Here is a 12938-nt window from a genome sequence, read left to right on the forward strand (position 1 = left end):
GATCAAGCCCACACGAATACAGTGAATTTCACTATCCATCTGCTTCAGTGTTGTTTTGTATTTCCTGTGTTTCTACAATTCGTGTTACTAAAAGTTGGTCAATTTTAAAATGATCGACATCGACCACTTCAAATTTATAACCATCAAAAAGTACAGAATCGGCAGGACGCGGGATTTTACGTAGCTTATACATCATAAAACCTGCAATGGTTTCATAATTTTCATCATCTGGCATTTCATCAATTTGCAGCGCGTGTTTAATGTCTTCAATTGGTGTACTGCCATCAATCAGCCAAGAATTGTTATCACGTTTAATGATTTGCTGATCTTCTTCAATAGGTGTTACCCAATCGCCCATCACAGTAATCATAATATCAGACAGGGTAATCACGCCCACAACCAAAGCATATTCATTAATCACCACGGCAAATTTTTCTTTGGTCGAGCGGAAACGATCTAAGACTTCAGACAGCGTGAGTGTATCTGGAATGGTCAATACATTACGGATGGTGCTTTCATTCAGTTGCAGTAAAGATTGATTATTGAGGATTCTGACCAAAATATCTTTGGCATCAACATAACCAATCACATCATCAATATTTTCGCTACAGACCAAAAATTTGGAATAAGGATATTCTGCAAGTTTTTGACGAATACTGGCTTCAGATTCCTTTAGGGTAAAAAACACCACATTTTCACGTGTAGTCATACTCGAAGGCACGTTACGTTCTTCAAGTTCAAACACGTTTTCAATAAAGTGATGTTCCTGCTTTTGTAAAACACCTGCTTGAGCGCCTGCATCCATGACTGCAGAAATATCATCAAATGTAATATTGTCTTCGCGCGTGGTATTTACTTTAAATAAACGGAACAGCACGTTGGCAATCGCATTAATCATCCATGCCAAAGGCTTGCATATCCGAATAAAAATTTGAATCGGATTAATCACCGATACCGCAATTTTTTCAGGTGCGATCATTGCCAAACGCTTAGGCATTAGGTCGGCAAATAAAATAAACAGCGAAGTCACTAAGGTAAATGACAAGGCAAAACTAAGCGTTTCAGCCCATGGTCCTTGATAGAAGCGCACAACTAAGTTGTAAAAATAAGGACGGAATGCGCCTTCACCTAAAATACCACCTAAAATGGCAACTGCGTTTAAGCCAATTTGTGAGGCAGCAAAAAAATCAGCTGAGTTTTCTTGTAGGTCTAAAACTTTTTGGGCACGTTCATCGCCTGATTCGGCTAGAATTTTCAGTTTAACTTTACGTGCACCAGCCAACGCAATTTCAGTCAGCGATAAAAAACCAGCTCCGACAATGAGGATGAGGATAATAACAATATTCTGGAAGAGGCTCACGAATCCACCTGTGGATTATATTATTTTAAATATAACAATTTGAATCTTTATTAAATCATGATTAAACAATGAGGAATATCGAAATATTCCTCATCTGAGTATAAGCGTTTGTGCCAATAAGTTCAGTGAATTTTTAATTAATAGGCTGAAAATTGAGAGTTATTCAGTAAAAACTCACGGTTTTCTTCTTCAATCATTTGGCGCGCTACATATAAAATCAATTGGCGTAACCAACGGTGTGCAGGGTGATGATGTAACAACGGACACCATGCCATCTTTAATTCAAATTCTGGAATATAAAATGGTGGGTCTTTAATCAGTAAACTTTGGCTTTTGGCTTGTAAGCGCGCAATACGTGTAGGTAAGGTTGCGACTAAATCTACATTAGACGCGAGTAGTGCAGGCATTTGATAATGACGGGTAAACACCGAAATTTTACGTTTTTGTCCAATACGCTCTAAAGCTTGATCAATCCAACCCAGTCCCGCTTGTTTCTCTGGATTCACACCAAAACCAACGCCCATACCTGTTTTAGAAACCCAAATATGTTGTGCATCTAAGTAGCTTTTTAAATTCAGGTTATTGGCAGCAGGGTGTTTGTGATTGAGCAGGCAAGAAAAACTATCACGCCAAACTAAAACCTGATGGAAACTTTGTGGAATTTCATTAAAACGGTTAATCGCCAAATCGACTTTACCTTGTTCCATGTCGCGATAAGACACATCACTCGGGGTTAAAAAGTCTAATACCACATTAGGTGCTTCAGAGCGTAAAGCTTTAACCAAGCGTGGGACTAATGTGGCTTCTGCGTAATCGGAGGTCATAATCCGAAATACACGATTTGAAGTATAAGGGCGGAACTCAGTACGCGGCTCCAAAATCATAGAAAGGTCAGATAAGGCATCGCGGATACGCGGTTGTAATTCTAAGGCACGTTCAGTTGGCGTCATGCCTTCAGAAGAACGAATCAGCAGGGGATCATTAAATAAATTGCGCAAACGACGTAAAATGTTACTCATCGCAGGTTGGGTAACGCCCAATTGTTCTGCAGCACGGGTTACATTTTTTTCACGAAGTAAGACGTCAAGATAAATTAATAGATTAAGATCAACCCGCTCCAGATTCATAAAATAAATACCGAAAATAAAATCACTAAATTATTGGAATTATGCCATAAGCCGTAAGGCTTGTGTATAAATTATGATGAAAAAATCGACGAGATAAACAGCAAAAAATCTGAATAAAAACAGCCAGCCCCATCATTATTTCCTAAAGAAATGTAGGTTGCCTAGTACTGCATCTATACTTTTTAATCTTAAATGCAAAAACACTTAAAAGCATTGGCAGAACTGATAGCAGATTCTATTTTGTATGAAACTTATGCACTTACATTGCGCTGAAAAGCAGCAAAATTTTGCTAAAAAATGGCAGAAATCGCCAATGCAAGCATTTTTTATGAAATGCAAGACTTAAGTCTAATGCAGAAAATATCGGCATAGAGATGAATTTGTAAGCAAAGATATTTGATTGATTTTCTAAATAAAGTTTTTAAAATCAATATGTTGTGTTTTTATTGTTTTTGTGAATTAAGACTTTGATCTATACATTTTTTTAAAAAATACCGAGAATTACACGAGAATATTGGATTAATTCATTCAGTCACTCTACTCTGTATTCATCGTAACGAAGTGCTCTAAATCTGAGCAATCAAGCATAAGCGCGATTTAGCCTTCGATTGATAAATCCTAAATAATATTACAGGGTACAATATCATGACTACATACCAAACAGCGATTGATGCAATCCGCGAATTAAAAGCAAAATTCGGCAACACTTGGGCAGACATCAGTCCTGAAGATGCTGCGCGTATGCAAATGCAAAACCGTTTCAAAACTGGTTTAGATATTGCTAAATATACAGCTGCGATTATGCGTCGTGATATGGCTGCTTATGATGCTGATTCAAGCAAATACACTCAATCTTTAGGTTGCTGGCACGGTTTTGTTGCGCAACAAAAAATGATTGCGAACAAAAAATACTTCGGTACTACTGAACGCCGTTATATCTACCTTTCTGGTTGGATGGTTGCTGCACTTCGTTCAGAATTCGGTCCACTTCCTGACCAATCTATGCACGAAAAAACTTCTGTTCCTGCATTGATCGAAGAAATCTACACATTCTTACGTCAAGCTGACGCGAAAGAATTAAACGATTTGTTCCGCGCACTTAAAAAAGCACAAGACGCTGGTGATACTGCTAAAGCTGCTGAAATCACTGCTCAAATCGACAACTTTGAAACTCACGTTGTGCCAATCATTGCGGACATCGACGCTGGTTTCGGTAACGAAGAAGCAACTTACTTATTAGCTAAGAAAATGATCGAAGCGGGTGCATGTGCACTTCAAATCGAAAACCAAGTTTCTGACGCGAAACAATGTGGTCACCAAGCTGGTAAAGTAACTGTTCCACACGAAGACTTCATCGCTAAAATCCACGCGTTACGTTATGCGTTCTTAGAAATGGGTCTTGACGACGGTATCATCGTTGCACGTACTGACTCTGAAGGCGCTGACTTAACTCAAAAAATCCCAGTAGTTAAAGAGCCAGGCGACATCGCTTCTCAATACATCAGCTACTTAGACACTCAAGAAATTGACATCTCTGAAGCGAAAGAAGACGAAATCCTAATCAAGCGTGATGGTAAATTACACCGTCCTAAGCGTTTAGCTTCTGGCTTGTACCAGTTCCGTGAAGGCACTCAAATTGACCGCGTTGTACTTGACTGTGTAACTAGCTTACAAAACGGTGCTGACCTTCTTTGGATCGAAACTGCGACTCCAAACGTAGAAGAAATCGCTCACATGGTTAACCGTGTACGTGAAGTTGTGCCAAATGCGAAACTTGTTTACAACAACTCTCCATCATTCAACTGGACACTGAACTTCCGTCAACAAGCGTACGACCGTTGGGTTGCTGAAGGTAAAGACGTATCTGCATACGACCGCGCTAAATTAATGAGCGCTGAGTACGACGATTCTGAATTGGCTGCTGAAGCTGACGAAAAAGTACGTACATTCCAAGCAGACGCTTCTCGTGAAGCAGGCGTGTTCCACCACTTGATTACTCTGCCTACTTACCACACAGCTGCTCTTTCTACTCACGAGCTTGCTCAAGGTTACTTCGGTTCTGAAGGTATGTTGGCTTATGTTGCTGGCGTACAACGTAAAGAAATCCGCGGTGGTATCGCTTGTGTTAAACACCAAGCAATGGCTGGTTCTGACATCGGTGACGATCACAAAGAAATTTTCTCTGGTGACAACGCGCTTAAAGCAGCGGACGAAGCTAAAAACACAATGAACCAATTCAACGCGTAATCGCTTGATGGTTTAAAAGAAAACCCTGCTGATGCAGGGTTTTTTTATGGCTATTTAAAATAGTCAAAGAACTTTGAAACATCCTTAAATTGATGTTCCTTCATTTATGAAATGCAGCAGCTGTAACCTATTTAATTTTGATCACATCTGCCTCTACAGAAGCAGGGTAATGGAAAGACACCTTAATCCATTGTTTTTGTTGTGCAGGAATTGGTTCTAAAAAATGCGGATCGACTACGGCTGCATATTCTTGATATTGCTGATCGACCAAAACCAAGTCATTGGCATGTAATTGTAATGCTTGATCAGATTGATTGTGAATTGCCAGAAAATAATCGTGTGCCATCACAGGGTCGTTTAATTCTTTGACCTCAACATTTTGTACGTGTTCAGCCTGAATATCGACATGCTTCAGGGCATTACTGACTTGCATATTTTCTACAGGATGTAAGAAAACCTGAGTTTCATTTTTCTGTTGATTTTGTATATTTTTCTGATTGTATAAGCTGAATTGAAGACCGTGAGCTGTGAGTTGAATACGTGCATAGGCTTGCCCATTTTCTGTATTGAGCAACCATTCATTTGCCGTGTTTTGCGATGGGTGTTGGTTCTGTTTGTCTTGCTGATTGTTGCCCTGAGCAGCTTGAATCGTTCCCGCCACTTGGTTTTCGCGCTGGCGCTGTTTCGAGCGTTTAATGTCGCTGAGTTGAAAGGTTTGATCATCATTCAGGCGTAAATGAATCACATGCTGTTCACAGTTGTCACAAGGCAATAAGGCTCTAAAGTTACCTGTAGCTTGTCCTGTCCATGAAGTTGCTGAATTTTGAACTTCAGTTTTGGGCGTAATTTGTGGCTCAGAAGGCAAAGCGGATTGATATTCCCTGCTTGGATCAGTTGATCCGCAAGCTACTAAAAATAAGCTAAGTGTACTGAGTGCAATCGGATAACGATTCAGCATAAATGTTCTAAACTTCAAACTTGTCTTGCTGCCACCTTAAACTTTCACCTTGTATCTGAAAAGCCAATTTGCCTTATTTTTAATGAAGATTTGTAGCAAATCATAACAAGCCCGATGTTTTAAAGTTTTAAGTTTCACTTCAAGGATTACATCGGATTAGACCGTAAAAAACTCAGCAAACTGTGCGTAAATTTATATATTTACCATTTTAAACTTGCTTGAATCTAGCAATGAATAAGCGCATAAACAGTATGATTTTGCATGGAATGACAAAAATAAGATGAGTGCAGGAAATTTTTATACATTTATAAAGTATTTGTTTATTTATTCGTCGTTTTAGACTTTTGTATTTGTCGATGCTTGCTAAAATTCGCACACTTTATTTGGGGTATGCGGTTGTGTTTGAAAAGTTAGCTGAGCGAAGCTTAAATTTAATGGGTTGGGAAATCGACAATCATTGTCCGTTGGAGTTAGACCAATATGTGATGATTGCAGCACCGCATACCAGTAATTGGGATGCGTTATATGCACGTTTAGGGCTTAAAGCTTTGGGCGTTAATGTTCGCCTGACCATTAAAGACAGCTATATGAAATTGCCGTTTGGGCCATTTGTTCGTGCAATGGGAGGTATTGGTATAGACCGTCGTCCGAAAGCACCAGGCGAAGCACGACCTAGTATGGTTCAGCTCATGACGGACTTATTTAAAAACCATCCTAAATTGGTGATGTTGGTGACGCCTGAAGCCACACGTGCGCGTCAAGAACAATGGAAAACAGGTTTTTATCATGTTGCGTTAAATGCAGGTGTGCCAATTGCTTTGGCGTATATGGATTACGCAAAAAAGAAAACGGGTGTGGGAAAAATTGTGCATCCAACCGGTGATTTTGAAAAAGATATGGCTGAAATCATGGCATTTTATGCGCAGGTTCAAGCAAAAATTCCTGAAAGTTTTAGTGTCGATACACGTTACTATTCAGAATAAGCACACTATTTCAGTGTAATAATCTATCAAAACTAAAAGACAGGGGATTATCCCTGTCTTGCTTTAAAACGTGGATTGGATTTGCAAATCACAAATAATTTGCCACGACGTTTCACAATTTGACAATCGGCACGCGATTTTGCACTTTTTAAAGATGAACGAACTTTCATGAAGATAAATACTACAATATGTAATGTTATAATATTACATTAATAGATGACTCTTGAAAAGTGTCGATAGTCATAAAATTACCGCGTATCTTTTAAGGAGAAAATTTAAACAACAATCTTTTGGTATAAGCCCGCACGTACAGTTCCCGCTTTGCTCTCTTTAACTTTTTGCCAAGTCTGCGGTAATTTTAACAGGTTTAAATCACGATCTGCTTCAACATAAATCAGACCTTGTGCCGCAATGAGTGGATCAGCCAACCCTGCCAATTCTTCCCATAAATCTAAACTATAAGGCGGGTCTAAAAATACCAAATCAAACTGATCTTTTAGTGTCGCCAAAGCATGTTGTGCGGTAGAAACTTTTAATTGTGCTTTGCTTTTATTGACGCGTAATAATTCTAAATTTTGCTGTAAAAACTGTGCTTGTGTACGGTTTGGCTCAATCATGACCACGTGTGCCGCACCGCGAGACAGGGCTTCAAAAGCTAAAGCGCCCGAACCTGAACAGAGGTCTAACACTTTGGCGTTTTGCACATCCCACATTAACCAGTTGAATAAGGTTTCGCGCACTCGGTCGGGCGTAGGGCGTAATCCCTCAATTGAAGCAAAAGCCAACTGACGACGTTTCCATTCTCCACCAATAATACGTAGTTGATTTTTCATGGCTTAGTCGCTCTCAATTGGGTTAGTGGGTACAACTGCTGTTGGCGCAGTTGCAGGTGGATTGGTTGGAGCTGAACTCGGAGTAGTTTGCGAAGGATTTGGGTTGAGCGCAGGGTGATTGGTTGCTGTATTCGGATTATTCACGTTATTCGTATTTGGTGCAGTAGATGAAGGGACTTCACCACTTGGCAATTCACTTGGTTTTAAACCTGCAGTCATTAAGCCACCACTCACTTGTGCGGCAGATGGACGAATTGGCTTTTTATTTTTATTCAGTAACCAATAGTCTAAAATTGGACGCGCCAAAGCCGTTGCTGCAGAACCACCGCGACCATTTTCTAGAATGATGGCAATTGCGATTTCAGGGTTTTCGGCAGGAGCGAAGCCAACAAATAAACCGTGGTCAAGCTGACGGTCGGTCAATAAGGCTTCGTTATAGCGTTTACCTTGCGCAATACTTTTAACCTGTGCTGTACCTGTTTTACCTGCAACTGAATATTGCAAGCCGCCTTTAATCCCTTTACCTGTACCTGATTGAATCACATCAACCATGGCATCACGCATTTTAATCCAGTCTTCTTCTGTGCCGTTAAAGTCAATTTTTCCGTTGGTACCATTGTGAACTTTAAATGGTTTCGCGCCACGACTTTCACGTAACACGTGCGGTGTGACTTTAAATCCTTTGTTGGCGGTGATGGCGGTGGCCATTGCTAATTGCAATGGTGTCGAGGTAAATGCACCCTGACCAATACTGACGGAAATTGTTTCACCTTTCATCCATTTGGCTTTGCGCGTACGCATTTTCCAGTCCGGGTTTGGGTAGAGTCCTGTGCTTTCACTTGGTAAATCGACCCCAGTTTTTTCACTAAAGCCAAATTGACGCATCCAGTCGTTCATTTTTTCAATGCCCATGCGATACGACAATACATAGAAGTAGGTATCACACGACACGACTTGAGCTTTGTGCATATCGACAATGCCATGCCCAGTTTTTTTATGGTCACGGAAACGGTGGCTGTCGCCTGGTAAAGTGAAATAACCATAATCCTGAATGGCGGTTTTCCAGTCGACATAGCCATAATGAATACCGCCTAAACCAAACATCGGCTTAATGGTAGAACCCGGTGGATAAACACCTTGTACTGCACGGTTATAGAGTGGTTGATCTAAATTATCGCGTAAGGCAGAGTAGTCGGTATGGCTAATACCTGTGACAAATAAGTTAGGGTTAAAACTCGGACTGGAGACTAAAGCTAAAATTTCACCTGTACGTGGGTCAAGTGCCACAATTGCACCACGGCGTTCTGCCAGTTGTTCAGAGGCGACCACTTGCAAGCCATAATCCAATGACAAAAACAAATCATTGCCACGTACAGGGTCTTTACGTCCTAAATTGCGCAGCACATTACCATGTGCATCGGCTTCTACAGATTCGTTGCCGGGTACGCCATGTAGCAAGTGCTCATACGATTTCTCCACCCCAATTTTGCCAATCAAGTTGGTGCCTGCATAAGCATCTTTGTCAATTTCTTTCAGTTCTTTGTCGTTAATGCGCCCGACATAACCAATCACGTGCGCAAATAAGTCACCATGCGGATAGTAACGTGTCATCTGGGTTTCAATATTGACCCCAGGGAATTGAAATTTAACTTCACTAAAACGGGCAATATCCGATTCATTTAAATTCAGCTTGATCGATACACGTTCAGTTTTACGTGAAGTTTTAATCCGACTTTTAAAGCGATCGATATCTTCTTCTGTCAGTTGTAAAACAGGTGTCAGTCGCGCAATGGTATCGTCAATATCTTCAACATCTGCACGGCTTAAAGTGGCTGAGAACACAGGGTAGTTATCTGCCAATAACACACCATTGCGGTCATAAATATAACCACGTGCAGGTGCGAGTGGTTGTAGCCGAATTCGGTTTTTATCTGATGCAGTCGCAAATTCATCGTAGCCGCTAATTTGTAAAAAGGCATAACGAGCCACCAACAGCAGCAAGAAAAAAACCACAACACCCACCGAAAAAAAGATGCGATTGCGAAAAATACGCTTCTCTTGCTGAGCATTTTTTAACGGATAGTGTTGTTTCATACAAAAATTGGCTTAACAAAAATGAGGGAGAACGAATTTGGACTATTCTAACGCATCTATTGGCAATTTTGAGTAACCATGTTTGACTGAATTGCCCGATTTAACCTAGAAGATGGGCGCAATCTTAATTTTTGACTTTAGCGACATCAAAATTGTAATTTGCTGTATATAAGAATCCTGACAATTCTGCTAGAGTCAAAACACGAAAACAGGACTGTTTTTAAAATTAAAACAAATGGACACTGGTGACAATAATGACAAAAGTCTATTCTTTCGTGGCATTACTTGCCTTTTCAAGTTTTAGCTTTGCTGGGAACACTACTTTTTTACCTGAAGCAAAAATTAGCGCAGATAGCGCAAAAACCTGGAATGTAGGGGCGGGTATTACCCAAAAATTACTGCATTTGAATGGTGAATGGGTCAATCCTTATGGCATTGCCTATCTAAAAGCGGGGGCTTTTTTAAATGGTGACCATGAAGTCGGTGGGCAAACAGGTTTTCGTTACCCATACCACCTCACAGGTAAAGACAAAAATGGTTATTATATTGGCGCTTACGCAGGACACCTAGAATCTAAATGGGTGGATGGTGAAGAAAAAGCGCGTTTAGGTGCAGGCATTGATCTGGCTTATGTATTACTGAGCCCTGAACGCATCAGTAGCTTTAGTGTTGGCATTGGCGCAGGTGAAAAATTGGAAGATCGACAAGGGCGAGTGATTGCGGAAACTGAGCCTAGACTACAATTTTCCTATACGCTCAGTATGGGTTTGTAGTCAGAATAGTGACTTTTAACTACTTTAGAATCTTGTAATTAGAACTAAATATGGAAAAAATGCATGCTTGAGTACGTCAATCAGTTGTGGCAAACCTTTTTGAATCGTCCAGATTTTTGGGCCGTGCTCAGTATTATTCCTGTGACTGCTTTTGTGACTTGGGCGCACGTGTGGATGGCACTAAAAATGGTGTTCTATCCAATTAGCTTTTGGGGCTTTCACCTTGGGCCTATTCCTGTGGGATGGCAGGGGATTGTACCGCGTAAAGCAGGGCGTATTTCAGGCATCATTACCGATAACACATTGTCAAAATTAGGTTCATTGCGTGAGTTTCTCAATGCTATGGACCCTGACGATATGGCGCGTATTATTGGTGAGCAAGTGGGTTTTGAACTTGAGCACTTAATTGATGAGGTCATGTTAGACCGCAATGCTGTGCTTTGGGAAAACCTACCGTATTCGATTAAACGCCGTATTTACGCACAGGCGCATAAACAATTGCCAGGTGTGCTGCGTGAATTGGTGACTGAACTGACCTTGAATGTTGAATCCTTGGTGGATATGCGTGAAATGGTGGTCAGCCAAATGGAAGGTGATCGCCGCTTAATGGTGCGTATGTTCCTAAAAGTCGGTCAAAAAGAAATTAACTTTATTTGGCATATCAGTGCATTGATTGGGATGTTCTTTGGTATTTTCCAAATGATTGTTTGGTTTCTTGTACCATGGCACTGGACGGTTCCATTTTGGGCGGCAATTTGGGGCTTCTTGACCAACTGGATTGCGATTTGGATGGTATTTAACCCAGTCGAACCACATTACGTGAAATATCCGCAGTTCTTTAAATTGACTGAAAATCGTCAATTTCCATGGATTAAGCCAGTGATTCCACGCATTGGGACTTATAATATTCAGGGTGCGTTCATGAAACGCCAAGAAGAAGTCTCGGATGTGTTTGCAACGGTAGTCACAGAAGATCTGATTACGTTAAAATCGATTATGACTGAAATGATGTATGGCAGTAAAAAAGACAAAACCCGCCGTATTGTCAAACGCCACATCAACGAAATTATGGAAACACCATTGGTTCGTACCTCTTTACAGTTGTCTTTGGGGCCAAAAGAGTATGCCAAACTCAAGACTGACTTGATTGATCGTTCGATTGAAATTACGATGGTGCCTGTATGCGACCCTGCCTTTAATGCGAGCCGTGCACAGAAAATTTATCAAATGTTCAGAGATCGTATTCGTGAACTGACGCCAAAAGAATTCCAGAATCTCTTGCGTCCTGCCTTTCAGGAAGATGAGTGGATTTTAATTGTCTTGGGTGGTGTAACTGGTTTTATTGCTGGTTTAATACATTTGTTTGTCGCTTTCTTATAAGAGGATGCTGGCTGCGTAAAGGGCGATGGCTCTGATATGCAACGAGTGTCAAATACATTGTTAAAATGAGGATGTTTTTTTATGCGCATTATCTTACTCGGACCACCTGGAGCAGGTAAAGGTACACAAGCTCAGTTGATCTGTAAGCGCTACAATATCCCACAAATTTCAACCGGTGATATGCTCCGTGCTGCAATTCGTGAAGGTACTGAATTAGGTCTACAAGCCAAAAGCGTCATGGACGGTGGCGGTTTGGTATCTGATGAACTGATCATTGGCTTAGTGAAAGAGCGTATTGCGCAGCCAGATTGCGTGAATGGTTGTATTTTTGATGGTTTCCCTCGCACTATTCCACAAGCTGAAGCCTTGGAAAGCGAAGGCATCAATATCGACCACGTGATTGAAATTGATGTTGCAGACGAAGAAATCGTACAACGTTTGTCTGGTCGTCGTCAGCACCCTGCATCTGGTCGTATTTATCACCTTGTTTACAATCCACCAAAAGTGGAAGGTAAAGATGACGAAACTGGCGAAGATTTGGTTCAACGTCCAGATGACCAAGAAGAAACCATTCGTAAGCGTTTAAAAGCGTATCACTCAGAAACTGAGCAATTGGTTGGCTTCTATCAAGGTCGTGCTGCTTCTGGTGAAAATGCACCAAGCTATAACAAATTGAATGGTCTTCGTCCAATTGAAGAAGTTCAAGCAGATTTGTTTGCTATTTTAGACCAAGCAAAATAAGTCTAGGTTTTAGACCAAGCCTGTTTAAAAGAAAATAAAATCGCTTAAACAGGCAGCTTGTTTTGACTTTAAAAGAGTCCTGATTCATATTAGGGCTCTTTTTATTTGTGTCAGTTTGGGAGAGTGCTTTGCAACATGCTGCTGTGATCATCATGTTATTGGCAAGTATTGCCGTTTTAGGCTTTCTTGTTTTTGTGAGCTATAAGTTATTGCGCAACACACAAGCTCAGAATTCGGCTGAAAAAAAATCAGGTAAGCACTATCAATTGCATCCGAAACTTAAACAACAGCAAGAACAACAACGTCAGTCTGAAGATTCTCAGGATAAATAAATCATCTCTGCACAATCTTGTGCATAGATTGCACAGTTATCCACACGATTTTGGATAATCCACATTGCTTTGATGATCTAGCTTGTCATCAATAAGCTTAGATCACTTTG

At 40.7% G+C, this 12938-nt stretch carries 12 protein-coding genes; 6 read left to right on the forward strand and 6 right to left on the reverse strand.

Annotation, left to right across the window (positions count from 1 at the left end):
- Positions 1-31 precede the first annotated feature (31 nt).
- Both FTU70_RS09370 and FTU70_RS09375 read right to left on the reverse strand, forming a co-directional pair.
- Positions 32-1360: a hemolysin family protein gene (locus FTU70_RS09370; protein WP_104852324.1), complete on the reverse strand. Its 1329-nt coding sequence runs from the start codon at positions 1358-1360 to the stop codon at positions 32-34.
- A 137-nt stretch (positions 1361-1497) separates the two neighbouring features.
- Positions 1498-2487: a LysR family transcriptional regulator gene (locus FTU70_RS09375; protein WP_004977282.1), complete on the reverse strand. Its 990-nt coding sequence runs from the start codon at positions 2485-2487 to the stop codon at positions 1498-1500.
- A gap of 645 nt (positions 2488-3132) precedes the next feature.
- Between FTU70_RS09375 and FTU70_RS09380 the strand changes: the two genes are divergently transcribed.
- Positions 3133-4734: an isocitrate lyase gene (locus FTU70_RS09380; protein ID WP_004977281.1), complete on the forward strand. Its 1602-nt coding sequence runs from the start codon at positions 3133-3135 to the stop codon at positions 4732-4734.
- Positions 4735-4861: 127 nt separating this feature from the next.
- Here the strand turns inward: FTU70_RS09380 and FTU70_RS09385 are convergent, their stop codons facing one another.
- On the reverse strand, positions 4862-5692 hold the full coding sequence (locus FTU70_RS09385) for a copper resistance protein NlpE N-terminal domain-containing protein (RefSeq protein ID WP_180060501.1): 831 nt from the start codon (positions 5690-5692) through the stop codon (positions 4862-4864).
- Positions 5693-6048: 356 nt separating this feature from the next.
- Here FTU70_RS09385 and FTU70_RS09390 point away from each other — a divergent pair, with 356 nt between their 5' ends.
- Complete coding sequence (locus FTU70_RS09390; protein WP_180060502.1) at positions 6049-6675, forward strand: 1-acyl-sn-glycerol-3-phosphate acyltransferase; 627 nt, start codon at positions 6049-6051, stop codon at positions 6673-6675.
- Between the two features lie 47 nt (positions 6676-6722).
- On the opposite strand, the gene ykgO is transcribed toward FTU70_RS09390, so the two are convergent.
- From ykgO to mrdA, 3 genes are all read right to left on the reverse strand, one after another.
- Entirely contained in the window at positions 6723-6845 is a 123-nt protein-coding gene (gene ykgO / locus FTU70_RS09395) for a type B 50S ribosomal protein L36 (RefSeq protein WP_026438469.1), read from the reverse strand.
- Between the two features lie 105 nt (positions 6846-6950).
- A complete protein-coding gene (rsmD, locus tag FTU70_RS09400; protein WP_004970724.1) occupies positions 6951-7508 on the reverse strand; it encodes a 16S rRNA (guanine(966)-N(2))-methyltransferase RsmD in 558 nt (185 codons plus the stop codon).
- A 3-nt stretch (positions 7509-7511) separates the two neighbouring features.
- A complete protein-coding gene (gene mrdA, locus FTU70_RS09405) occupies positions 7512-9602 on the reverse strand; it encodes a penicillin-binding protein 2 (protein WP_096901482.1) in 2091 nt (696 codons plus the stop codon).
- Between the two features lie 254 nt (positions 9603-9856).
- Between mrdA and FTU70_RS09410 the strand changes: the two genes are divergently transcribed.
- From FTU70_RS09410 to FTU70_RS09425, 4 genes are all read left to right on the forward strand, one after another.
- Positions 9857-10375: a hypothetical protein gene (locus tag FTU70_RS09410; protein WP_004970721.1), complete on the forward strand. Its 519-nt coding sequence runs from the start codon at positions 9857-9859 to the stop codon at positions 10373-10375.
- Between the two features lie 63 nt (positions 10376-10438).
- Positions 10439-11755: a hypothetical protein gene (locus tag FTU70_RS09415; protein WP_167846149.1), complete on the forward strand. Its 1317-nt coding sequence runs from the start codon at positions 10439-10441 to the stop codon at positions 11753-11755.
- An 81-nt stretch (positions 11756-11836) separates the two neighbouring features.
- A complete protein-coding gene (gene adk / locus FTU70_RS09420; RefSeq protein WP_004970717.1) occupies positions 11837-12496 on the forward strand; it encodes an adenylate kinase in 660 nt (219 codons plus the stop codon).
- A 107-nt stretch (positions 12497-12603) separates the two neighbouring features.
- Positions 12604-12828, forward strand: a complete 225-nt coding sequence (locus FTU70_RS09425) for a hypothetical protein (RefSeq protein ID WP_225543532.1) — start codon at positions 12604-12606, stop codon at positions 12826-12828.
- The last annotated feature ends 110 nt before the right edge of the window (positions 12829-12938 follow it).

The sequence above is a fragment of the Acinetobacter sp. YH12135 genome, assembly GCF_013418565.1.
Lineage (GTDB): Bacteria > Pseudomonadota > Gammaproteobacteria > Pseudomonadales > Moraxellaceae > Acinetobacter > Acinetobacter towneri.